The sequence below is a fragment of the Acinetobacter sp. A1 genome, from assembly GCF_012371315.1.
Classification (GTDB): Bacteria; Pseudomonadota; Gammaproteobacteria; order Pseudomonadales; family Moraxellaceae; genus Acinetobacter.
This window is the reverse complement of the sequence record NZ_JAAZQY010000006.1, coordinates 1-24,199: the sequence shown is the minus strand read 5'-3', so window position 1 is coordinate 24,199 and position 24,199 is coordinate 1. Positions and strand designations below refer to the sequence as shown.

Annotated in this window: 24 protein-coding genes and 1 pseudogene; 10 read left to right on the top strand and 15 right to left on the bottom strand. The window is 41.1% G+C overall.

Annotation, left to right across the window (positions count from 1 at the left end; genetic code table 11):
• Positions 1 to 220: 220 nt before the first annotated feature.
• Entirely contained in the window at positions 221 to 2,239 is a 2,019-nt protein-coding gene (locus HHA41_RS13100) for a hypothetical protein (protein ID WP_252726713.1), read from the bottom strand.
• Between the two features lie 526 nt (positions 2,240 to 2,765).
• Between HHA41_RS13100 and HHA41_RS03610 the strand changes: the two genes are divergently transcribed.
• A complete protein-coding gene (locus HHA41_RS03610; RefSeq protein ID WP_168419220.1) occupies positions 2,766 to 3,968 on the top strand; it encodes an NAD(P)/FAD-dependent oxidoreductase in 1,203 nt (400 codons plus the stop codon).
• 154 nt (positions 3,969 to 4,122) lie between these two features.
• On the opposite strand, the gene HHA41_RS03605 is transcribed toward HHA41_RS03610, so the two are convergent.
• The 4 genes from HHA41_RS03605 to HHA41_RS03590 all read right to left on the bottom strand — a co-directional run bounded on the left by HHA41_RS03605 (position 4,123) and on the right by HHA41_RS03590 (position 7,026).
• Positions 4,123 to 4,275 (bottom strand): hypothetical protein, encoded by a 153-nt coding sequence (locus HHA41_RS03605; RefSeq protein ID WP_168460559.1) that lies wholly within the window; start codon positions 4,273 to 4,275, stop codon positions 4,123 to 4,125.
• Positions 4,276 to 4,462: 187 nt separating this feature from the next.
• Positions 4,463 to 4,633 carry a hypothetical protein gene (locus HHA41_RS03600; protein WP_168419219.1) on the bottom strand — a complete coding sequence of 57 codons (171 nt, stop codon included), beginning with the start codon at positions 4,631 to 4,633 and terminating at the stop codon, positions 4,463 to 4,465.
• A gap of 114 nt (positions 4,634 to 4,747) precedes the next feature.
• Entirely contained in the window at positions 4,748 to 6,478 is a 1,731-nt protein-coding gene (locus HHA41_RS03595; protein WP_168460558.1) for a mechanosensitive ion channel, read from the bottom strand.
• Positions 6,479 to 6,747: 269 nt separating this feature from the next.
• Positions 6,748 to 7,026 (bottom strand): hypothetical protein, encoded by a 279-nt coding sequence (locus HHA41_RS03590; protein WP_168419217.1) that lies wholly within the window; start codon positions 7,024 to 7,026, stop codon positions 6,748 to 6,750.
• Positions 7,027 to 7,232: 206 nt separating this feature from the next.
• Between HHA41_RS03590 and HHA41_RS03585 the strand changes: the two genes are divergently transcribed.
• Positions 7,233 to 7,655, top strand: coding sequence for a hypothetical protein (locus HHA41_RS03585; protein WP_168419216.1), 423 nt, complete (start codon positions 7,233 to 7,235; stop codon positions 7,653 to 7,655).
• A 159-nt stretch (positions 7,656 to 7,814) separates the two neighbouring features.
• On the opposite strand, the gene HHA41_RS03580 is transcribed toward HHA41_RS03585, so the two are convergent.
• The gene (locus tag HHA41_RS03580; RefSeq protein ID WP_168460557.1) at positions 7,815 to 8,288 is read right to left on the bottom strand and encodes a hypothetical protein; all 474 of its coding nucleotides are present in this window, start codon (positions 8,286 to 8,288) and stop codon (positions 7,815 to 7,817) included.
• 89 nt (positions 8,289 to 8,377) lie between these two features.
• Positions 8,378 to 9,139 (bottom strand): ferredoxin--NADP reductase, encoded by a 762-nt coding sequence (locus HHA41_RS03575; protein ID WP_168460555.1) that lies wholly within the window; start codon positions 9,137 to 9,139, stop codon positions 8,378 to 8,380.
• Between the two features lie 85 nt (positions 9,140 to 9,224).
• On the opposite strand from HHA41_RS03575, the gene gigC reads away from it, so the two are divergent.
• The gene (gene gigC, locus HHA41_RS03570; protein ID WP_168460553.1) at positions 9,225 to 10,106 is read left to right on the top strand and encodes a LysR family transcriptional regulator GigC; all 882 of its coding nucleotides are present in this window, start codon (positions 9,225 to 9,227) and stop codon (positions 10,104 to 10,106) included.
• Between the two features lie 49 nt (positions 10,107 to 10,155).
• Here the strand turns inward: gigC and HHA41_RS03565 are convergent, their stop codons facing one another.
• Positions 10,156 to 10,449 (bottom strand): cold shock domain-containing protein, encoded by a 294-nt coding sequence (locus HHA41_RS03565; protein ID WP_168460552.1) that lies wholly within the window; start codon positions 10,447 to 10,449, stop codon positions 10,156 to 10,158.
• Between the two features lie 434 nt (positions 10,450 to 10,883).
• Here HHA41_RS03565 and HHA41_RS03560 point away from each other — a divergent pair, with 434 nt between their 5' ends.
• The gene (locus HHA41_RS03560) at positions 10,884 to 12,056 is read left to right on the top strand and encodes an outer membrane protein transport protein (protein WP_168460550.1); all 1,173 of its coding nucleotides are present in this window, start codon (positions 10,884 to 10,886) and stop codon (positions 12,054 to 12,056) included.
• Between the two features lie 68 nt (positions 12,057 to 12,124).
• Here the strand turns inward: HHA41_RS03560 and thrH are convergent, their stop codons facing one another.
• Positions 12,125 to 12,742 (bottom strand): bifunctional phosphoserine phosphatase/homoserine phosphotransferase ThrH, encoded by a 618-nt coding sequence (gene thrH / locus HHA41_RS03555; RefSeq protein ID WP_168460549.1) that lies wholly within the window; start codon positions 12,740 to 12,742, stop codon positions 12,125 to 12,127.
• A gap of 192 nt (positions 12,743 to 12,934) precedes the next feature.
• Between thrH and HHA41_RS03550 the strand changes: the two genes are divergently transcribed.
• Both HHA41_RS03550 and HHA41_RS03545 read left to right on the top strand, forming a co-directional pair.
• On the top strand, positions 12,935 to 13,666 hold the full coding sequence (locus tag HHA41_RS03550) for a phosphoadenylyl-sulfate reductase (protein ID WP_168419208.1): 732 nt from the start codon (positions 12,935 to 12,937) through the stop codon (positions 13,664 to 13,666).
• Positions 13,667 to 13,848: 182 nt separating this feature from the next.
• Positions 13,849 to 15,228 (top strand): wax ester/triacylglycerol synthase family O-acyltransferase, encoded by a 1,380-nt coding sequence (locus HHA41_RS03545; protein WP_168460548.1) that lies wholly within the window; start codon positions 13,849 to 13,851, stop codon positions 15,226 to 15,228.
• 184 nt (positions 15,229 to 15,412) lie between these two features.
• On the opposite strand, the gene HHA41_RS03540 is transcribed toward HHA41_RS03545, so the two are convergent.
• From HHA41_RS03540 to HHA41_RS03515, 6 genes are all read right to left on the bottom strand, one after another.
• Positions 15,413 to 15,583 (bottom strand): PA1571 family protein, encoded by a 171-nt coding sequence (locus HHA41_RS03540; protein ID WP_096901775.1) that lies wholly within the window; start codon positions 15,581 to 15,583, stop codon positions 15,413 to 15,415.
• A gap of 133 nt (positions 15,584 to 15,716) precedes the next feature.
• Positions 15,717 to 17,171: a ribonuclease G gene (rng, locus tag HHA41_RS03535; RefSeq protein ID WP_168419206.1), complete on the bottom strand. Its 1,455-nt coding sequence runs from the start codon at positions 17,169 to 17,171 to the stop codon at positions 15,717 to 15,719.
• Between the two features lie 39 nt (positions 17,172 to 17,210).
• Positions 17,211 to 17,777 (bottom strand): Maf-like protein, encoded by a 567-nt coding sequence (locus HHA41_RS03530; RefSeq protein ID WP_168460547.1) that lies wholly within the window; start codon positions 17,775 to 17,777, stop codon positions 17,211 to 17,213.
• Positions 17,765 to 18,271 (bottom strand): rod shape-determining protein MreD, encoded by a 507-nt coding sequence (gene mreD, locus HHA41_RS03525; RefSeq protein WP_168419204.1) that lies wholly within the window; start codon positions 18,269 to 18,271, stop codon positions 17,765 to 17,767. Before mreD ends, HHA41_RS03530 begins: the two co-directional genes overlap by 13 nt.
• Entirely contained in the window at positions 18,258 to 19,115 is an 858-nt protein-coding gene (gene mreC, locus HHA41_RS03520) for a rod shape-determining protein MreC (RefSeq protein ID WP_168419203.1), read from the bottom strand. Before mreC ends, mreD begins: the two co-directional genes overlap by 14 nt.
• Positions 19,116 to 19,130: 15 nt before the next feature.
• A complete protein-coding gene (locus tag HHA41_RS03515) occupies positions 19,131 to 20,177 on the bottom strand; it encodes a rod shape-determining protein (RefSeq protein WP_096901763.1) in 1,047 nt (348 codons plus the stop codon).
• A gap of 137 nt (positions 20,178 to 20,314) precedes the next feature.
• On the opposite strand from HHA41_RS03515, the gene gatC reads away from it, so the two are divergent.
• From gatC to HHA41_RS03495, 4 genes and pseudogenes are all read left to right on the top strand, one after another.
• Positions 20,315 to 20,629 (top strand): Asp-tRNA(Asn)/Glu-tRNA(Gln) amidotransferase subunit GatC, encoded by a 315-nt coding sequence (gene gatC, locus HHA41_RS03510; RefSeq protein WP_168419202.1) that lies wholly within the window; start codon positions 20,315 to 20,317, stop codon positions 20,627 to 20,629.
• Between the two features lie 52 nt (positions 20,630 to 20,681).
• The gene (gatA, locus tag HHA41_RS03505; protein ID WP_168460545.1) at positions 20,682 to 22,160 is read left to right on the top strand and encodes an Asp-tRNA(Asn)/Glu-tRNA(Gln) amidotransferase subunit GatA; all 1,479 of its coding nucleotides are present in this window, start codon (positions 20,682 to 20,684) and stop codon (positions 22,158 to 22,160) included.
• The gene (gene gatB, locus HHA41_RS03500) at positions 22,160 to 23,635 is read left to right on the top strand and encodes an Asp-tRNA(Asn)/Glu-tRNA(Gln) amidotransferase subunit GatB (protein WP_168460544.1); all 1,476 of its coding nucleotides are present in this window, start codon (positions 22,160 to 22,162) and stop codon (positions 23,633 to 23,635) included. The genes gatA and gatB overlap by 1 nt, the downstream gene beginning before the upstream one ends.
• A gap of 73 nt (positions 23,636 to 23,708) precedes the next feature.
• Positions 23,709 to 24,107 (top strand): annotated as a pseudogene (locus tag HHA41_RS03495) (NYN domain-containing protein); the annotation flags it as partial.
• Positions 24,108 to 24,199: the final 92 nt, after the last annotated feature.

Below are 24,199 nucleotides of genomic sequence, written 5' to 3'. Positions count from 1 at the left end.
TTCCTTTTTATAAAACTTGACAGAAAGGTGTATTTATCTTGAAGAAAATGAAAAATAAATCAGTCGAGTTGATGTTTAGGATTAATATAAACAGATCATAAAAAAGTTTGATGAAAGTTGTGTTGATAAACTGTATTCATGCAGAAATTTTAGACAAGAAAAATAAATATGACATCCATCCAACCGACATATAAGTAGCTGGATGGATAAAAGCAGATGATTAAGGTTGCTGCATTTCTTTGAGTGGGTTTGCTGCAAAATAGCGCTCTAAATTGTTTACGTCAGAATCTGGACGTGGTCTGCGCATATTCTCAGCTACACCATTATAAAGTTGCTCACGTGGCGTTAAGTGGAACTTATTTAGGTCTGGATCCATATACGGCAAGCGTTGTTTACGTTGTAAATACTGGTGCAATTGCTGATTTACAGGCTGCAAACCATAACCACTTTGTGCCCATGCACTGTTATGTCCGCCCCAGTGGTGACCAAACTCATGCCCAACGATACCGATACTGGTATTAAAATAATGTGCATAGAATAGCCATGTGTCTACACCCAAAACTTCACCACCACCTAAACCACCACCAATAGTAGAAACACCTAATCGAATCGTGCCGCGATTCATAATTTGATCAAAGTATTTTTTATAGTCTTCTGCTGTGAAATAACCACCATTACCCACCACAGGGCCGCTATTTCCAAAAAAGTCATGTCCCATCACAGATTTATGATTAAACCAAATATGCTTAAATTCAGGGCTATCAATTAGATAAGCAAAATTGGTGATCATAATGACCCATTCACGTGCATAAGCAGGCGTAATTTTACCCCAATTGCCGTGAGTCGCTGGCGCATAATTACCAAACTGAATTCTCCATTTTGGCTTCAGGCTTGTAAGCTTTTGAACATGAGTATCCGTTTTGGAACTAATTTTGACATCCAATAAATCTGCAGGGAGTTTTTGGAACTGGCTTAAATTGGCAAGTTGAATCGAACCTGAACCATCCACCAATGGAAAATTCATGTTTTCGTTTAGGTTTAAATTGAGCTTCACCTGACTAAATGCATCTAGATGATCTAATTTCGCCACAACAAACCATTGCTCTGTATCTTTAAGTTTGGCATGCAACTCTAAATCACTCACAGGTGCTGCACTATAGCTTTGTAAGGCTAAAACTTTATCTTGCACGCTTGCAGTGAAAATTTTGTCCATATAAAAATGGCGTAAATTTCCATTGGTCAGTGTTTCCCAACTTTCACCATCTTGTAAAACATAGTTGCGACTTTGAGCCTGCTCTTGCTTTAAGGCCATCACTGTCGCTGAAGTATTAGATTGGAACTGCTGTAAATTTTTCAGCGGCAACATCACAATCTTGCCATTAAATAAACTGAAAAGTCGGTTCTGGCTGACTTGAATATCTAAAGCACCAGCCAAATTCTGCTGATCTGTTGCTGTTTGATATTTATAAAAGCTTTCTTCTGCTTTCGGAAAAACATTGTTCAGATTGTTCGCATTTGGTAAGGTAGAACTGTCAATCTGTCCTGATGTTTTTGCCGCATAAAAACGTCCATCATCGGCAACATGGAATACACGTGTTGCCACATTTTCCTGTTTTGTTGCTACCACACCTGTTGCACCCTCTTCCAAACGGCTAAGGTCATACATAAAGGTCATGCCATTGTCAAAACTGGCGTAAAGCATGTTGCCCACTGTTTCTAAACGTGCGCTGCAATTATAGCCACAGTTAGGTAAGGCCAAACGTGCATATTTTTTGGCTTTTAAACGTGTACTGGTCTGAACCTCACTGTGCCGATAGACATTGATTCGGCTATGAGTATCGGTCACAAACACAAATTCATCATTGGCAGTCACCGACATTGGATGCACCAATACGACATTATGCTGATCACCTGACCAACTGCCTGTTCCTAGTGAAGTGAGATATTGCGGTTCACCCGAGCCAATATCAAAAACATCTACCCGATTTGACGAATAAGAAGTCGCATACAAACGATTATTATGCACATTCAAATCCAGTAAACGGTTCCAAGCTTGTCCTAGACTTGGAATATTCTGTGCATGAATTGTACTGAGTGCTCTTTTAGATTTTAAGTCATAACGTAAAATGCTGGCTTGACCACCATCATTCGCAATATACATAATATCTTGATGTACCACCATCGCACGTGGTGTCCAGCTTTCCAAACCAAAAGTCTGTGCTGTGAATTCTGTTGCCACATCTGCAAGGCGAATTTCATTGATTAACTTTTTGGCTAGGCTTGCATCTTGTGGGGGTGTAGGCTGAACTGGATGAGAAGGTGCTGGTGTCGGGTTCGATGGATTTACTTATGTAGATGCAGAATCACCTCCGCCGCCGCCGCAACCTGCTAGACCTATACTTAAAATTACAGCAAGGCTTAAACGTGTTTTATTCATAAATTTCCCCAAGAAACACAGTCACGACACAACTAATATGTCAAAAAATAAAATTTATTTTGGAGAAGTAAACACAATTAATCAATAATAACTTATTGTTTTTTATCAATTTTTACAACAACCTCATCACATAAAAAACACCTTGATGCACAAATTATCACCATCCTCACATAAAGTGCCTACATCACGACAGTGATCTATTTAATTGATAATCATTTCATGTTTTATAGGCAATACTCACGTTCCAAACGCATTTCAGCATTGAAAATGCGACATCCTCAAACGATAAAGTCTATAATAGTCCGCTTTCATTTTCTCTCGGTGCGACATGGCAACTGCAAATCAATATGATGTTTTGGTATTAGGCGCGGGCGCATCAGGGCTGATGACCGCCTACATGGCTGCACAGCGTGGTCGCAAGGTATTAGTGCTGGAAAAAGCCAATAAAGTGGGTAAAAAAATTCTAATGTCAGGTGGTGGAAAATGTAATTTCACCAATTTAGAGGTCGAACCCAACCACTACATTTCACATAATCCACACTTTGTGATTTCAGCATTAACCCGTTATACCAATTGGGATTTTATTGGCTTAGTCTGTGAATACGGCATTGAATATGAAGAACGCAAACATGGGCAATTATTTACCTTAAACGGCGCCAAAGAAATTTTAGCCATGCTATTGGCAGAATGTGAAAAAACGGCCTTAGTCGATATTAAAACCAATGCTGAAGTCAAAGCCGTGAATGCTGTGGATGATCAGGGCTTTCAGGTTGCCACAACTCTAGGCTACTTTCAGGCCACTTCAGTGGTGGTGGCTACAGGAGGTTTATCTATTCCTACCCTTGGTGGTTCAGGCATCGGTTATGAAATTGCCAAACAATTTGGCCATCATGTTTATCCAACTCGTGCAGGTTTAGTGCCTTTTACATTCTCAGACAGCTTTAAAGAAGTCACCACGCGTTTAAGTGGTAATGCTGTAGATGCAACCTTATCAAACTCACTGAATAGTTTTACCGAAGCCTTATTATTTACCCACCGTGGTTTGAGCGGGCCAAGTGCTTTACAGCTTTCCAATTACTGGGATGTCGGTCAAAGCTTTAAAATTAACTTTTTGCCCTATTTAGAACTCTATGATTTTCTAAAAACGAAAAAACAAACTCAGGCGAAAGTTTTACTGCGCACTTTATTGACTGAACACCTACCTAAAAGTGTGGTAACCGAATTACAGCAACTGATTTGGTCAGAGCTTTCTGAAACAGCAATTGGAAATATCAGTGATGAAAAACTTGAACACATTGCAGCGCGTTTAAATGCCTTTGAAGTCAAACCATCGGGTACAGAAGGTTACCGCACAGCCGAAGTCACTTTAGGTGGCGTAGATACTCAAGAGGTGTCTTCAAAAACCATGGAAAGTAAAAAACAAAAAGGCCTATATTTTGTTGGTGAAGTTTTAGATGTGACAGGACATTTAGGTGGCTATAACTTTCAATGGGCATGGTCATCTGCGCATGCCGCTTCAGAATATGTCTAAACGCATACATCGAAACATTTGAACCTATGAGATATTCACTATTTGAATTGTATTAAGTTAATCTATTTCAAGACAAAAATTCAGTAAATAGCAAAAAAGCCAGTTCAATATGAACTGGCTTTTTAAACTTAAAATTTAGATCAAGTATCCATGATTATTCAAGATAATCTGTACGGAATAATACCAATTTTGGCGTATTCGCTAAGCGTGCTTCCGCTTGTTGCATTTTTGCCACAGCATTTTGTTGATGTAGTGGTAATTTTGCCGAAAATTGAGGCTTCAAAGTACTACGTAACTTATTTAGCATGTTGATTTCTCTCATTATTGTCATCCTTACGCGAATTGTAAGACTTAAATATTTCAACTCAGTTAAAACTGAATTTTTTATTTAGACCTTATCCCTCATCTCACCTTTTTAAGCTTCTTTTGCTCATGAACTTTCATTCATTTTATTTAGCCAATCCTAGCCAAATTTGATTAATTTTTAACATAATTTAAGAGCTTGGTCTATCCTCTTTTAGATGATTTTTCTCAATATTTTCAGTTGGTTTTTCTGGTGCTTCCGGTTTGGCAAAAACAAATTTATAAGCAGCAACAAAAAAGCCTATGGTAATACCTGCAATCACAATCGGTGCAAAGAATTTATTAGGTGCTTGTTTTGACATGCTGCACTCCTGTATCAACCTATTTTTTCTATTCAGGGAAATCTATCCATAAAACAAAGATCGACCAGCACGGGTCTGATCGATCTTAATCATTCAACGAAACTGCTGAACAGGTTATTTCGGGTCATTATTTGGTGTTTGATCCACATCAGGTTCTGCTTCACCTGTAGAACCAAAAGGTTTATTTACAGCTGGATGTTCTGGATCAACTTTCAAACTGTCTGGCACCGCATGATCTGTGGCAGCTTCAGCAGGTGCAGCGGTATCATTATCAGCTACAGTACTTTGTGCTTGCGTTGCCATCGGTGTCATTACAGTTGTAGATGGCGCTGCGTTTTGTACTTCTGTTTCACGCAATGGATTTGGTTGATTCGCCTCTCGTTTGGCTTTATCAATCAAATCAGTTAAGACACGCTCTGCAGGTTGACGACCACCTAGACCGAAAGCCAAAGCAAAAGCCACAGCTACCGCACCTAAAGTTAAGCCAAAGGCCAAGTTCACGATAGAGTCAGCAATACCCATCGCACGTAAGCCCATCGCCACCACTAAGCCCATAATGAGAATACGGACCAAGTTCGCTAACCAACGTGAGCTATTATATTCGCCACGTTGTACCACTTTGGCCACCAAATTTGCTAGCCAGAAGCCAATTACCAGAATAACAGCACCCAACAGAATGTCGGCACCAAACTGGATGAACATGGCAATCAAGCCACTGACTTGCTCAAAGCCCAAGCGATTTGCTGCTTCAGATACAGCAAACAACATGGTAAAGAACACAATCAGATAACCGACCACGCATGAAATTTTAGTTGTGCCTAAAAAACGTTGTAGGTCAAGTTTGGCAGGAATTTCATCTACACCTGTACCTGCAACCACTTCTACCACAATATTGGCAACAAAGCGTGACACCACATAGGCTAAAATAAGAATCAGACCCGCAGCAATAATATGCGGAATCGCATTCATAATTTCATACAACATGGCTGTTGCAGGTTGCGAAATAGCTTCTATGCCGAGTGCTTCAAAACCAATGATTAAAGCTGTGATAATAACTAAGGCAAAAACAAATGAACCTAGCAATTTAGGTAAATTGGAATTTTTAAAGATGCCCACTTTTTCAGCATGCTGCTGTACATTCAAGCTTGCCAATAAACCTTCAACAATACCACGCACAATTTTTGCAAGAATATAGCCCACAAAAACAATCACGCCCGCAATGAAAATATTCGGTAAATAAAGCACAACTTCATTCACCATATTTTGCACAGGGAAGAGCAAACCGTTTAAGCCTAAAATCGAAAGTACGATTGGCAAGAACAGCAATAAAATCAACCAATAGACAATTTCACTGATATTTTGGCTTAAGCCACTCACGCCTACATCAGAACTGAGTTTTTCGTCCAGTTGAGTGCGTGCTAACAGCTTTTGCATGCCAACTCTGACTAGATTCGCTAAAATCCAGCCAATAAAACCCACAGCAACCGCTGCCAATAATGAAGGTATAAACAGCAAGAACTGCTGAATCATATTACTGAATGGGCCGCTGACACTGGTCAGATTCAGTACATTGAGCGCACCAATAACCGCAATAATTAAAATAACCCAGAAGATGACCCGCGACACAATCACTTCAATATTTGAACGATGTCCCGTTGCATGTGCCAGCTTCTGATCTGTACCCATTTTTTGTAGGACTTTTTTAACGCCCCCAGCCACGAGTAATGCCACAATCCATCCAACAAGCAATATTGCAACAGCCGCCAGAATCGGCTGAAATTGCTCCCAATAATACATGGCATCAAAACCTCTACCATGTAGGTTCCCATTAAAATAATCATTCATCGTCTATAGTCCTCATGGTGATTACGCTGATTTTCTAAGGACCAATTGCAACTGTCCCGCAGCGTAAAACTGCTTTTTATCGATTCAAATTATTGAGTAAAGCTCTATTCACCATAGAATTTGCATATTTTTTATTCAACCTTGGGATGCAGAATCGCAACAATTCTACAAAGGAGTGTCAATAAAACTTGCGAAAACCAACAAAAAAGCCCTGCATAATGCAAGGCTTCAATGCTATGGGTCTGTTTTTTCAGCTCATGTACTCATCGCTACTGATCCGTTGCGGTGGCAGTATCACTGTCCACTGCTCGAGCTTCATCCCCTGCTGTACCTGTTGTTGTACTATTGGGTGTCGCTTGTTGAACTTCAGGATTAGGATGCCCAGGCGGTGCATCACTTGGACTCGGTTTGCGGTCCGCCATCATGTAAATCAGCAATGCCAATAAAAAAATACCCACCAATATCAGCATAAACACTGGAATACGTTTTTTACGGGTGATTTCCTCAGTGGAACTTACATGAGGTGGTTTATTAAAATCATGTGGCATGTTCCCCTCACTTAAAATATTTATCTGGTGAATTTTTATACTAACAAGCTGCTGCAATGCTTTGTGTCACAAAGCATAGTGAGATGGTGAATAGATGTAATAAATGTGAATCGCCCATACTCACTGATCCGTCCATGCAGACAAAGCTGCCTCAAGTGTGGAAATGCGCTATAATCATGGCCCGTTTTTTGTGTATTTAAAGCTTTATGGCGTATCGTCAACAAAGTGTATCGCTTGATCTTGACACTGACGTCACTCATCAATGTGCCTTGCACTATACCCGTGATGGGCATCTGATTGGTATTATTGAATTTAGTAAACCAAGCTATCTCTTAAAATGGAGCGATTTGGAATATTTCCGACGTCGTACTGAAGAATTTTCAGTGATGCCTTTTCCAGATTGCATTAATGCCATGATTATTGATATTCGCAACATTGCTGCCTTTTTGGACAATGATGTGCCAATTTTGCCGTGGCGCATGCTTGAAGAAGAATGCCCTGTGCGCTTGGTCGTACCACAAGAGCGTTTAGAACATTATGCTGGTTTTTTTGAACCGACTTGGCTCAGCAGCGATGTAGACAGTGCAATTCAGGAAATCCGCGAATATATGGATATGTTTGTGCATTAATTATTTTAAAGTTGAGCCGCACGAATATCAAAAACCTCATCTACCAAACAGTAGATGAGGTTTTTTGTAGATGATGAAATAACTTGAACAACCATGTTTTAGCGAATGGTGAAAATACACTTATTTTCAAAGCTCGCTTTAGGCAACCATAGCCATTGTTTATAACGTACCTGATCTATGCCAAAGCTTCGCATTTTTTCGCGCGTGTGGCGCCTGCCCTACAATTGTGGATGCTTGCTGCACTTTAATTTTCTGGAAAAAAGCCGTTTCTTTGGCACGAATAGGGCCAATGTACTCGTTATATATTTGCTCCATTTCCGCACTTTCAATTTGCATTTTTTGCAAACTACCGCCATGCCAACCCAGTTGACTGCGTAAGTTTAAATATTTCACTTTTCCCGCAGGGAAAACATAATTGGCACATGAAGAAAAGCAATGCTGCCCTACTTCAACATTCAGTTGATGGTCGTAGACCAAATTGCCCAAGTCCATTCCTAAACCAATTTCACCACCACGGCTAGTGATTTTCAGTGTATCGACTTGACCTGATTGCTTTAAGAGTTCTGCTGCACGTGTATTGGCTTCCTCGCTCAGTGGTCCATCATAAATTAGGGTTTTGCTGCAGTGAGACATGTGTTTCTACAGTTGCAGACTGCGCAGCACTTGCAACAGTCCAAATCAGTCCTACACATGCGATATATTTAAATAATTGCATCACAGCCTTACCAATAGTTTTCTACGGCAATATTACCTTCCCCACGGCGATTCATGGTCAAACCTCGTGCTTTTAAGGCTTCTTTAGTGTCATCGACCATTGCAGGGTTACCGCATAACATCACATGACTACTCGCAGGATTTAGCATTGCCCCTGCGGCTTTTTCCAAAGCACCGTTAGCGATCAACACAGGTAAGCGTTCATTGAGCGCTGCATTCGGATCACGGGTGATAATAGGAATAAATTTAAAACCTGAGTGTCCTTCCCCAAAAGTTTCGGCAATCTGGTGAATTTTATCGACATAGGCCAATTCAGATTCTGTTCGTACACTATAAACCAAGTAAATATTTTGATATTTCGACCAAGTTTCAAAGTCTTGTAACATCGATAAAAACGGCGCAAGGCCTGTACCCGTTGCAAGCAGCCATAAATCCTGTGGCGTAGGCAGTTGATAGCGTGCCAAAGTTAAAAAACCGTAAGGTATTTTTTCTAAATATAGCTCATCGCCCACTTTCAAATGTTGCAAGTTCGAGGTAAATGCACCATCTGGCACAACAATTGAGAAAAACTCCAAGGTTTCATCAAAAGGTGATGACACCACAGAATAAGCGCGTACCACCAGTTCATCGCCCACTTTTAAACCAATACGTGCAAACTGTCCTGCAGTAAATTTGAAATGTGCAGGGCGAGTTATGGTAAAACTAAACAAGGTATCGGTCCAACGATGCACCGAAAGCACTTTTTCTAAAGTAAATTTTTCAATTGACATGATTTGAACGTGGCGTGAAAGACTGTGCTCATGTTAGCATGTCAGGATAATTTATTAATATTTTTTAAATGTTAAGGCTTGATTCATGCGCATGACTTTACGCCAGTTGGCGGTTTTTGTAGCAGTTGCCCAGGAAGGGACCGTAACCAAAGCCAGTGATGCAGTTAAACTGACCCAAAGTGCTGCAAGTATGGCCTTAGCAGATTTGGAAGATGGTTTAGGCGCTCCACTATTTGACCGCTTAGGTAAGCGTTTACAACTTAACGATTTAGGTCGTTTTTTATTACCTCAGGCCTTAGAAATTTTAGGACGCTGTGAAGCCTTTGAACAGGCAGCCAAAGGCGAACTACAAAGTATAGATTTACGTTTGGGTGCAACCCTGACCATTAGTGACTATTTAATGCCAGATTTAATGGCAGACTTTTTGCAAATTCAACCACAGGCACATTTACAGTTACAAGTAGGCAACACACGCCAAATGATTGAAGCCGTCAATCAGTTTCAGCTCGATTTAGCGCTGATTGAAGGTTCATGTCATTTACCACAACTACAATGTATTCACTGGCGTGATGATGAACTTGCCGTGTGCTGTGCGCCAACACATCCTTTAGCACAACTTAAGCGCGCCTTAACCACAGCAGATTTTGAAGATGTTGAATGGATTTTACGTGAAGAAGGCTCAGGCACACGTGAAGTTTTTGACAATGCAATTTTAAAAGATTTGCCTGATGCCAATATTCGTTTGACCTTGGGGCATAACGAAGCGATTTTAAAAATTGTCGCAGGTGGCATTGGTATGTCTTGTATTTCACGACTGGCTATTGAGCCTTTGCTTGAGAAGGGTCAATTGGTGATTTTAGATACACCATTTTGGCAACTCACTCGCCCACTGTTCATGTTAGTGCATCGTCAGAAATATCAAGGGCCTGGCCTTAAAGCATTTATGAAGTTTTGTGAAGCGAAATAATCAAAAATAAAAAGAGGCTAAAAAAGCCTCTTTTTTTTAGCAGCAAAACTTAACGCTTCAGATTGGATAACAATGCCGAAGTAATTGAAGTATTCACAGCTACTGCTTTGGCTTTTTTTGCTTTTTTGGATTTATCTTCTACAGGTTCAATGTTAATCGCTTTATATCGATCTCCATTTTGAACCACATTAAACTTTACTCGGTCATTGCGCTTTGGTTCAGCCTCTGCCGCAGGAAAATCTGAAATATGAAAAAATACTTCGCCTTCAGGTGCGGCAATAAAACCGTAGCCTTTTTCGGCATTATATTGCTTAATTTTCCCTTGATATTGTTCAGATTTCATGGCTTGACCTTTTACTGGATGCGCTTTATTTAAGTATATTAGATCTGTTGCGTAAATCCAAAAAGTTCATAGCTCTTAAATAAATTGACGTTAAAAACCTTTGATGTGACAAATAATGACCGCATTAATAATCGAATACATTTCATTTAAGAGAATAGCGACCACTTGCAGAAAAAATTACTCCACTTTTTATACAAGTGTTAACCAAATGTTGAAATTTAAAACAATTAGATTCACTTATCCCCACCCAATGCAAAAATTAAATAATCTATAAAATTCATTTACTTAAAATTATTAAATAGTATTTTTACTCTAATCAAGTTCTATTTTTAATATGTCCAGTTCATTTATTCTGCAAAGCTGAGCATTTACTCTTTTTTAAAATGTGTTACTTTTCCCGCACTTTTTGTTACATAAAGCATCAGGGAATGACCATGAAGCTCAATAAAATCTATTCTGCTATTTTACTTAGCACTCTTCCATTTACGCCTGCACTTGCTGCTGGTTTAGACCGCTCTGGTCAATCTATTGCTGCATTTTTACAACCAGGGAATTATGCAGAAGCGGGGATTTCAGTCTTAGATCCTACCGTTAAAGGTAAAGATCTTTTAAAAAATAATGTCAGCGATATGGCCGAAGATTATTATTTCCCTTCTGCTGCAATTAAAGTACAAGCAACTGAACAAATTTCTGTAGGTCTTTTATATGACCAACCATTTGGTGCTGAATCACTCTACCCTTCAACAAATCCTATTTTTGCTGCGAATGGTCAAGCAACCCAAGTAGAAGTAGAGACACACAACCTCACCGCTTTAATTGGCTACCAACCTACAGAAAACTGGAACTTTTACGCAGGTCCCGTTTGGCAAACCGTAGAAGCAGATATTAATTTGCGTGGTGCAGCCTATCAAGGCTTATCAGGTTACAATATTAAAGTACATGAAGAAGAAGCTTTTGGTTGGCTCGCTGGTTTTGCGTATCAAATTCCAGAAATTGCATTAAAAGCAGCTGTAACTTATCGCTCTGAAATCAAGCATAAAGCTAAACGTGATGAAAGTTACACATTTGCGCAAGCCACTCCGATTGCACCCAATGTTACCGCAGCAGCAGGCTCAACTATTAACTTAAATAATGGTAGTTTAGATGCTGTTACACCGCAATCTGTTAATCTAGATTTTCAGACAGGTATTGCAGCCAATACTTTAGCTTTCGCAAACATTCGTTGGGTACATTGGGATCAATTTGCTGTCACCCCAAAAGCATTATTTGATCGCTCAGGCGGTAATAACCTCATCGACTATTCAGACGATCAATGGTCTGCAACTGTAGGTGTTGGCCACAAGTTTAATAGTCAATGGTCTGGTTCTGCATCAGTCGGTTATGACTCTGGCGCAGGTAACCCTGTAACAACTTTAGGCCCGACCGAAGGTTATTGGAGCGTTGGCTTAGGTGGTCAATACAGCCCAGCAGAAAACTACTTTATTCAAGCAGGCGTAAAATACTTCTGGTTAGGCGATGCACACGCTCAAACTAGCGGCAATATCGTGGGTGAATTTGAAGACAACTATGCATTGGGTTATGGTCTAAAAATCGGCTACCGCTTCTAAATCATTCAAAGCGTAAATACAACAAAGGGCATCTATTGATGCCCTTTGTTTTACCTAAATTTTAAGACTTAGGCTGGAATATCACGCACTGAAGCACCACGAATCGCCTCTTTCAATGCTTCATAACCATGAATGGCCGGGAATTGCGGGAATTCTGCAATTACATTGTCTGGTGCATCAAACAAGAAACCTTTGTCTGCTTCACCAAGCATGGTCGTATCGTTATACGAGTCACCCGCAGCAATCACACGGAAATTTAAACCGTGTAAAGCTTTTACCGCCTGACGTTTTTGATCTGGTTGACGTAATTTATACGCAGTGATCATGCCATTTTCATCAGTTTCCAATTTATGGCAGAAAATAGTTGGCCAACCTAATTGTTTCATTAACGGATGAGCAAACTCATAGAAAGTATCTGAAAGAATAATCAACTGAAAGTGAGTGCTAACCCATTCAACAAACTCTTTTGCACCTGGGAATGGTCCCATATCTGCAATTACGGCTTGAATATCATTTAAACCTAAACCATGCTTTTTCAAGATATTTAAACGCTGAGTCATCAACACATCGTAGTCAGGAATATCACGTGTGGTTGCTTCAAGTTCTTTAATTCCAGTTTTTTTAGCAAAGTTAATCCAAATTTCTGGAACTAACACACCTTCAAGATCAAGACATACGATTTCCATGGGTTCTCCCAAAATACCAATTGAAAATTTTTCCCTATCATAGCCGAAGATTTGTTGTTTGCCTTGTTCTTTTTTAAATCTCTTTCATTCATAAGCATTTATTTTTTAGTGATAAGATGCTTTTCACAATTCAATTAAAATATTCCCCTAAAGAATGAAGATTAGCCCTCAAGCCAACTGCCAGGAATTGATATGACCACCATTCCAACCATAGATATTGTGGATGCGCTCGCAACTGAATACGCCAACAAATCGCCAAGCGATATTTTAAAACTTGCCTTAAGCCAGCAAGGCGAAGTGGCGATTTCATTTTCTGGTGCGGAAGATGTGGTTTTAATTGATATGGCATCTAACCTAGGCTTGCCATTTCGTGTCTTTAGCCTAGATACAGGACGCTTACATCCTGAAACTTATCAATTTTTAGAAACTGTACGTAAATATTATAATTTAGATATTGAAATCTGCTTTCCAGAAACCGAAGCCACACAACAACTGGTACAGCAAAAAGGTTTGTTCAGTTTCTTTGAAGATGGCCATCAAGAATGTTGCGGTATTCGCAAGGTTCAGCCGCTGCGTAAAAAATTAGCAACGCTGGATGGTTGGATTACAGGACAGCGTAAAGATCAAAGTCCTGGTACACGGCAGGATATTCCTGTGGTGCAAGCCGATGCAGGTTTTTCAGGCCCAGGGAAGCAATTAATCAAATACAACCCTCTAGCGAACTGGTCAAGCAGTGATGTCTGGAACTATATTCGTATGATGGAAATTCCATACAACCGCTTGCATGAAAAAGGTTTTATTTCGATTGGCTGCGAACCATGCACCCGACCTGTATTGCCAAACCAACATGAACGTGAAGGCCGTTGGTGGTGGGAAGAAGCCACCCACAAAGAATGTGGTCTGCATGCTGGGAATCTGAAGTAATCCTCCCCTGTTAAGGTCAATAAAAATCACAGACCCACTGGTGATTTTTATTGACGGATGATGGCGCAAAAACCACTATATTTGTTTGATAAAAAAGATATACTGAAATTAAATCTTATATAACTCTAAAAACCTGTTCAGCAAAGAACAGGTGTAGAAATTGCAGTGAGGCAATCCATAATATGCGTCCATTACACCCTATTGATTTTATATTTTTATCATTAGAAAAACGCCAACAGCCCATGCATGTGGGTGGATTATTCCTATTTCAAATTCCAGAACATGCACCTGCCAGTTTTATTCAAGACTTAGTTGCCGATATACGTGAATCTAAGTCTATGCCAATTGCACCATTTAATAACAAACTGAATGGCTTATTTTGGGATGAAGATGAAGAATTCGATCTTGATCATCATTTCCGTCATATTGCCTTGCCTAAACCAGGGCGTATTCGTGAATTATTAACCTATATTTCACAAGAACATAGCTCACTGATTGATCGTGCTAAACCACTCTGGACTTGCCATATTATTGAAGGTATTGAGGGCAACCGCTTTGCAATGTTCTTTAAAATTCACCATGCCATGGTGGATGGTATTGCAGGCATGCGTTTGGTGGAAAAATCCCTCTCTCACGATGAAAATGCAAAAAGCATTGTTCCGCCTTGGTGTGTTGAAGGGCCGCGCGCCAAACGCCTAAAAAAACCTAAAGTGAGCCGTTTAAAGAAAATTTTTGGTGGGGTCAAAGGTCATGTTGAAGCCACTCCGCGTGCAGTCTATGAAGTGTCGCAAACCGTTGCCAAAGACATGGGACGCAACCCTGACTATGTTTCTAGCTTCCAAGCACCAAGCAGTATTCTCAATCAGCGTGTAAGCGCATCACGTCGTTTTGCCGCTCAATCTTTTGAATTTGCACGTTTGCATCGTATTGCCAAATCATTGGGTGTGACCATCAATGATGTTGTTCTTGCAATCTGTTCAGGTGCGCTACGTGAGTACTTACTTGGTCAATACGCACTGCCGAAAAAACCCCTGATTGCAATGGTGCCTGCGTCTATTCGTGATGATGATTCAGAAGTTTCTAACCGCATCACCATGATTTTAGCCAACTTGGGCACACACAAAGAAGACCCGCTTGAACGTTTAAAAATTGTGCGCCGCAGTGTACAAAATGCTAAACAGCGTTTTAAGCGTATGAATGCCAATCAAATTATGAACTACAGTGCCTTTGTATATGGTGCTGCAGGTATCAATATTTTGTCTGGCATTATGCCAAAGCGTCAGGCCTTTAACTTGGTCATTTCTAACGTGCCAGGCCCACGTGAGCCTTTATATTGGAATGGTGCGAAGCTAGATGCGCTCTATCCTGCTTCAATTGTGCTAGATGGACAAGCTTTGAATATCACTATGACCAGTTATTTAGACAAGCTGGAAGTTGGTTTAACCGCATGTCGTCATGCATTACCGAAAATGCAAAACTTATTGCAGCATTTGGAAGATGAAATTCAGCGTTTTGAACAGATTATTGATGCACCTGAAGGTGTAAATAAAATTGTAGATTGATCTTTGAATAAGGCTTGCTAAAACTCACTCAACCTTCACCTTCAACCTGAAGGGCTTTCCCAATATTCGGAATGGATTTGAGTGGGTTTTTACCCTGTATTTCATATAACATCAATATGTTATACGACGCATAAAATGAGTTAAGGATAGATTTTACAATCAATTAAGGGGCAATTTATGCCCCTTATTTTTGAATACTACGACACTGTTTTAATAATTGCTGACAAACTGCGCTAATCATTGCTGTGGTAATTTGAGTTTCTTTACCTTGCTCATCCAAAATATAACCGTTATGTGTCACTTTACGATCTAAGACTTTCAAACTTTTTTTAATCACTGCTTCACTCATACCCATGACATACCTCATTTGCTAAACCGAGGGAGATGTTCGGTTTTGGCTACTGACTGTGTATGCTTAGTATTGAGAATTCGCTCAAAAAAGTAAAATTTCAGATGTAACAACTGTTTAGCGATATCCTGTTACAATTTCAGCTCAGAATGATATCGTATTGCTCTTGCGTATATAAATTTTCCACCTGAAATTTAATCACACGGCTGACAAAGTGCTCTAAATCCGCGACCGCTGGCGCTTCGGCAGTTAACAATCGGTCAATCACCGATGGATGCGCAACGACAGTAAAGCCACGTTGTGACTCAAATGCACGGGCATATCTTAAAATTTCTCGAAAAATTTCGTAACACACTGACTCAGCTGTTTTGACATATCCACGCCCCTGACAGGTTGGACAGGCTTCGCACAGTAAATGTTCTAAAGATTCACGGGTGCGTTTACGGGTCATTTCGACCAAACCCAATTCAGACACTTGGGTAATTTTGGTTTTGGCATGGTCTCGTTCAAGCATCCGCTCGAACTGACTCAAGACTTCATCTCGGTGCTGCACTTCCTGCATATCAATGAAGTCAATAATGATGATGCCACCCAAATTACGCAAACGTAACTGGCGGGCAATTACTTGCGTGGCTTCCATATTGGTTTTAAATACGGTGTCTTCTAAAGTCCGCCCACCGACATAAGAGCCTGTATTCACATCAATGGTAGTCATGGCTTCAGTCTGATCAATCATCAGATAACCGCCCGACTTTAATGCCACACGGGTTTGCAATGCCTTTTGAATATCTTCTTCGACATTGTATAAATCGAACAGTGGCCGCTCACCAGGATAATGAATCAGACGATTATGCATATTCGGCACAAATTCATCTACAAACTCTTTTAATTTGGCATGAATTTCACGTGAATCGACATAAATTTTAGCGGTATTGTCATTGGCTAAATCACGAATCACGCGTTGTGGTAAAGGTAATTCTTCAAAAATTAAAGAGGGTACGGCAATACTGATTTGTTTACGCTGAATGTATTCCCACAGTTTCGCCAAATAGCACATGTCTTGCACCAAAGCGGCTTCATCTACCCCTTCGGCTGCTGTACGGACAATCACTGAGCCTGGAAGTTTATGCTCTGCCTGAATGCTTTCTATGATGCCACGCAGACGCTCTCGCTCTTCGCTCGACTCAATGCGTTGTGATACGCCAATATGACTGCCATACGGCATTAAGACCAAATAACGCGAAGGAATGGAAAGATCAGTACTCAGTCGGGCGCCTTTAGTACCCAGCATATCCTTCATGACTTGTACCGTGAGAATTTGCCCTGGTTGCAACAACTCAAATACATTGGGTGTTGGCTGGCTACGTGGCCAAATCATGTCATTAATATGCAAAAAAGCAGTACGTGATAAACCAATATCGACAAAAGCAGCTTGCATACCTGGCAGCACACGCACGACTTTGCCTTTATAAATATTGCCCACCAGACCACGCTTGGCAGTACGTTCAACGAATAATTCATTGACCGTGCCGTTTTGAATTAACGCCACCCGACACTCCATCGGTGTGACATTAATCAACAACTCGTCAGACATAATAAAACTCAAAACATTATAAAAATTTTTGTGCAGCAGTTAATTTAGTGCCTTAACTGTCTGTAATAACTGTACGGTTTCATGCAAAGGTAAGCCCACAACATTACTGTAGCTACCTTCTATACGCGGAATATAACGTGCTGCAATGCCTTGAATTGCGTACGCTCCCGCTTTGCCAATCGGCTCACCTGTTGCCCAGTAACTTTCCATATCATCTAGGCTAAGCGATTGAAATTCAACCTGTGTACTTACCACTATACTGGATTTTTTCTGTTTTGTACCCACACAAACTCCTGAAAAAACATCATGTTTTCGACCAGAGAGTTGTGACCAAATGGCAAAGGCATGTGCCTTAGATTCAGGCTTACCCAAAATCTGCCCATCCACCCCTAAACTGGTGTCGGCAGCAATCACAATGGCATCAGGAAATACACTGAGCACAGCATCGGCTTTGGCACGTGCCAGACGTTCAACATAAGCGGCAACGTCTTCACCAACCAAAACAGATTCATCAATGTCTGGACTGTAAATTTCAAATTCCAGTCCAAGTTGTTGTAGCAGCTCCCGACGTCGCGGTGAACTTGAGGCGAGAATTAAATGCGCCATTTTCTTAAGAAATAATACAACACGGGCCAAAGCAAAATGCTACTCAGCACAGGCTGCCAATGACGGGCGAACGGGAACTGTATTCCCCCCATAACTTGCAACACCCACATAATGGCAAGGTGTGCCAAAATCGCAATTGCACTGATCACCCATAAATTAGCAAAAGTCATGATGCGGCGTTCACGGGTCAGAAAACGTGCCACAAAAGTAATCACCACAAAACTTAGGGCATTCATACCCAAAGGTGCATCGAGAAGTAAGTCGGCAAATAAACCTGTGCCAAAGGCAAACCAAATTCCGCACCAGGTTGGTTGTCCAAGCACCCAAAATAGGGTCACCATTAACATAAATAATGGTCGCCAGCCAGAACCTGCGTATGACAATGGATACACCATAAGTACCGATGCTGCAATTACCGAAAAAATAATCGGAAACAGTGGGTCTTTATTCTTGTTTTGCCCTAGTCGGGTTTGTCCTAATTTAGCGATTGGCATTTGGCTGCTCCTTCGCTAAAGATTCTGAGAATAACACCACTACATGATGCCCACCTGCCAATTGTGCTGCAGGCACGACATCAATTTGGGCAAACTCACCTGAATTATGACGGCTAATTTTAGCAATGCTTCCAACCAAATAACCTGCTGGAAAATGCTCGCCCAAGCCAGAGCTATAGACTTTTTCTCCAACTTGAATATTGGCACTGGTCGGTACATATTCCATTTTTAAACGACCAAGGTCACCCGTACCAGACACAATGGCACGCATACCAGTATGTTCTAGACGTACAGAGAGTGAATGTTCTTTGTCTGAAAGCAGCATGACACGGCTACTATGCGGATAAACAGAAATAATCTGCCCCATAATTCCCTTATCATCTAAAACAGTTTGTCCGACTTTTAACTGATTTTGAGAGCCACGGTTAATCACAATAATATGTCGCAAAGGGTCAGCATCGGTGCCAATCACTTCGGCAATTTCCATGCGTCCATCAATGATTAAGGGTGTATCGAGCAACCCACGCAAGCGGGTATTTTCTGCAGAAAGTTCAGATAATTTTTGCAGGCGGACTTTAGCCTGTAACAACTCTGCCTGCATCGCGGTATTTTCACGACGCAACTGAGCTTCAGACTTACTTTGTTGACTTAGCCATTCTCGCGACAATACAGGATAGCTTGCAAGGGCATAAATTGGGTTATATGCCGCATACAAAACATCTCGTGCAGGTTGGATTACATGCGGAACACGCCAGTTAAAAAACAGGATGACCAAGCAAGTAATGACCGCAATAATAAAAGAGCGAAAAGATGGCGGTTGTCTGGAAAACAGATTTGTTTGCACCGCCGAATCCTATGTTTAGCCAACAAATAACATATCGTGGTTTGGATTATCAAAGAATTCCAGAACCTTGCCACCGCCACGGGTCACGCAAGTTAATGGTTCTTCTGCTACCACCACAGGTAGGCCTGTTTCTTGTGCCAATAGCTTATCTAGGTTACGTAACAATGCACCACCACCTGTCAGCACAATACCACGCTCTGCAATATCTGAAGACAATTCAGGAGGCGTTTGTTCCAATGCAGATTTCACTGCGGCAACAATGCTTTGTAGCGGATCAGAAATTGCTTGAGTAATTTCATCTGAAGTAACTGTAATGGCACGCGGCACACCTTCAGCCAAGTTACGACCACGCACTTCAATTTCAAGTGGTTTAGCACCTTCATCTGGCAATGCCATGCCCACTTCTTTTTTAATGGTTTCTGCTGTGGTTTCACCAATCACACAGCCATGCGCCTTACGCACATAGTTAATGATTTGCTCATCAAACACATCGCCACCAATACGCAATGAATCTGAATACACGCAACCCTGTAATGAAATAATGGCGATTTCCGTTGTACCACCGCCAACATCGACCACCATAGAACCACAAGCTTGCTCAACTGGCATACCTGCACCAATTGCAGCAGCCATTGGTTCTTCAATCAGGCGGACATCACGTGCACCCGCATTGAATACCGCTTCACGAATGGCACGACGTTCTACCAAGGTAGATTTACATGGCACACACACCACTACACGTGGTGCAGGTGGGAATAAGCGCTTTTCATGCACTTTACCAATAAATTGGTTGAGCATGGTTTCAGTCACTTCAAAATCAGCGATTACACCATCTTTCATAGGGCGAATTGCAGAAATATTTGCAGGGGTACGACCCAACATTTGTTTGGCATCAAGACCGACTGCGGCAACAATTTTCTGTGAACCGCTGTGACGAATTGCCACAACCGTCGGTTCATTTAATATAATGCCTCGTCCTGGCGCATAAATAAGTGTATTTGCTGTACCTAAATCAATGGCTAGGTCTGGCGAAAACAAGCCAATTAGTCGTTTTAGAATCACGGAGTCGTTCTCGATTAAACTTTATGTGGACGCAAGTTGGCAACTTTAACTAAATGTGGTGCGTTGAACAAGTCAATCGCTTATTATAACGCACGATATTTTGAAATTTTTTATTAATACTGATTTTAGGTGATGTTATGTCTACCTCGGATGCTCAGCATTCTGCAGATTTAAATGCACAAACAGTTTCAGCAATTGCCAATCTTGCCCGTCTTAAACTCAATGATACGCAATCTGCTGAATATGCTCAAAGTCTAAATAAAATTTTAGGCATGATGGAAAGCTTAAAAGGCATTAATACTGATGACGTAGAGCCTTTAAAAAGTCCATTTGACCACCCGCAACCATTACGTGAAGACGTGGTAACTGAACAGAATCATCGTGAACAATATCAAGCTGTTGCTCCTGCAGTTCAGGATGGCTTGTACCTTGTTCCACGAGTGATTGAATAATTTATTCGGCTGTTACATTTTGACTTCATAAAAAGGTAAAAGAATTTTTCTCATGACAGATTTACATCGCTTATCGATTCGTGAAATCTCTGAGGGTTTAGCGGCAGCCAAATTCTCCTCTCGCGAACTGACTGAACATTATTTAAAACGTATTGCAAAAATTGATCCTCAAGTACGCTCTTATGTGACTGTGACCAATGAAGTTGCATTGGCTCAGGCAGATGCTGCCGATGCCTTACGTCAGGCAGGTCAAGCAACAGCTTTAACAGGCGTGCCTGTTGCGCACAAAGATATTTTTTGTACTCAAGGCATTAAAACCTCTGCGGGTTCAAAAATGCTGGATAACTTTATTTCACCTTATGATGCAACCGTGGTTGCACAAGGTAAAACAGCAGGTTTGGTCACTTTAGGTAAAGTGAACATGGACGAATTCGCAATGGGTTCAACCTCTGAAAGTTCATTCTACGGCGCAACCAAAAACCCATGGGCGCTAGATCACGTACCAGGTGGTTCATCGGGTGGTTCGGCAGCCGTTGTAGCGGCTGACCTTGCTCCTTTTGCGACAGGTACAGACACTGGCGGTTCAATTCGTCAGCCTGCATCATTCTGTGGTTTAACTGGTCTTAAACCAACCTATGGACGTGTTTCACGTTACGGCATCATTGCTTATGCATCTTCTTTAGATCAGGCAGGCCCGATGGCGCGCTCTGCAGAAGACTGTGCTTACTTAATGAATGTGATGGCAGGTCACGATGCCAAAGACTCAACCTCTATGGATAAAGCTGTTGAAGATTATGTAGCGAACCTCAATGCGACAGCGCTTAAAGGCTTACGTATTGGTATTCCAAAACAATACTTCAATGTGGCTGGTTTAGATGCCGCAGTTAAAGCACGTGTTGAAGAATCACTGAAAAAATTAGAAGAATTGGGCGCAGTTCTTGTTGAAATTGACCTCAACATGACTGAAAGCTATGTCCCGACTTACTACCTGATTGCTCCTGCAGAAGCATCATCTAACCTTTCACGTTACGATGGTGTGCGTTATGGCTACCGTGCAGAAAATCCGCAAGATATTTTAGACCTTTACAAACGCTCACGTTCTGAAGGTTTTGGTGCAGAAGTACAACGTCGTATCTTGATTGGTACTTATGCCCTTTCTGCAGGTTATTACGATGCCTACTACGTGAAAGCGCAAAAAGTACGTCGTTTAATTCAGCAAGACTTCTTAAAAGCCTTTGAACAGGTAGATGTAATTGCTGCACCGACTGCACCAACCACTGCATATAAAATTGGCGCGTCTTTAGACCCTGTTGAAATGTATTTGGGCGACATTTACACCATCGCGGTGAACTTGGCGGGCTTACCTGCAATTAGTGCACCTGTTGGTTTTGACCAAGATCACTTGCCTGTGGGTTTACAATTAATTGGCAATTACTGGTCTGAATCACAACTGCTATCTGTGGTACATCAGTATCAACAAGCGACCAATTGGCATACTCAACGCGCTGCAATTGCTGAGGAGAACGCATAATGGCGAAGAATACTGCTAAACCAAAATCAAACCTGATTGATGGTTGGGAAGTCGTGATTGGTATTGAGATTCACACGCAACTTGCAACCAATTCTAAAATCTTCTCAGGTTCATCCACCGAGTTTGGTCAAGACCCAAATACACAAGCCAGCCTTGTTGATTTAGCCATGCCGGGTGTACTGCCTGTTTTAAATAAAGAAGTGGTAGATTTAGCGATTCGCTTCGGTTTAGGGATTGATGCTTATATCGATCAAGCTTCTGTCTTTGCACGTAAAAACTACTTCTACCCTGACTCGCCTAAAGGCTACCAAATTAGCCAGATGGACAACCCAATTGTCGGTTTGGGTCATATCGACATCCAACTTGAAGATGGCACGACCAAACGCATTGGTGTAACCCGTGCACACCTTGAAGAAGATGCTGGTAAGTCGATTCACGATCAGTTTGAAGGCATGTCAGGTATTGACCTCAACCGTGCAGGTACGCCTTTGCTTGAAATCGTATCTGAACCCGATATGCGTTCGGTTGAAGAAGCCGTAGCGTATATTAAAGCGATTCATACGCTAGTGCGTTGGTTAGGTATTTCTGACGGCAACATGGCAGAAGGCTCATTCCGTGCTGACTGTAACGTGTCATTACGTCGTCCGGGGCAACCTTTCGGTACACGTTGTGAATTGAAAAACCTGAACTCATTCCGTTTCATTGAACAAGCGATCAATGTTGAAATTGAACGTCAAATGGAAATCTTGGAATGGGATGGCACCATAGATCAGGAAACACGTTTGTTTGACCCGGTGAAGATGGAAACGCGTTCAATGCGCTCGAAAGAAGAAGCGAACGATTACCGCTACTTCCCTGATCCAGACTTATTGCCTGTGGTTATTCCAGATGCGCAAATTGAAGCAATTAAAGCCACTATGCCTGAATTGCCTGCGGCACGTCGTGCACGTTTTGTAGCAGACTTTGCTGTGACTGAATACGATGCTCACGTTTTAACGCTTACTCGTGAAATGTCTGAATTTTACAAAGCTGTGGTTGCTGCAGCAGGTGGTGCGGCACACGGTAAAATTGCAGCAAACTGGGTGATGGGTGAATTCTCAGGTGCACTCAATAAAGCAGGTTTAGATTTGGCAGACTCACCTGTATCTGCCGAGAAACTTGGCGGTATGATCGCACGTATTGTAGACAACACCATTAGCGGTAAGATTGCAAAACAAGTGTTCGGCTTTATGTGGGATGAAGGCAAAACTGCAGACGAAATTATTGCTGAGAAAGGCTTGAAACAGGAAACTGATACAGGCGCAATTGAAGCAATTATTAAGGAAGTGCTTGCTGCCAATGAAAAAATGGTTGAAGAATATAAGTCTGGTAAAGACAAAGCCTTCAACGGTTTAGTCGGTCAAGTGATGAAAGCGTCTAAGGGTAAAGCCAACCCTGCTCAAGTAAATGAATTAATGAAGAAATTGATTGGTTGATTAATTGACTAATTAAATTACTTTATGCGATAAAACCCTACCCTGTGTGGGGTTTTTATTTTTAGAGAGAATAATGGCTTTAAAAACGATTTTTAATGTTTCAGAAGAAAAAACCGCAAAATTAGCAGTGTTGATTGATGCAGACAATGCTTCAGCAAAAGATATTGAAAATATTTTAAATGAGCTTACAAAGTATGGAGAAGCTACTGTTAAGAGGATTTACGGTAATTTCGTAAGTCAAAATGGTAATTGGAAACAAGCTATTAATAGTTTAGCAATCAAACCAATGCAACAATTTGCTTATACAACAGGCAAAAATGCGACTGATGGTTTCATGATTATTGATGCAATGGATTTACTCTATACAGGGCGATTTGATGGTTTTTGTTTAGTTTCTAGTGATAGTGATTTCACTGCACTTGCAATTCGAATTAAAGAACAAGGAGCTACGGTTTACGGTTTTGGCAAAAAATAGAGATGGATCCGTAAATTTGAACAACTCCTATAAGTGATATTCTGCTCCTCAAATGATGTTATAAACATCAATATATGGAGTATTTTATG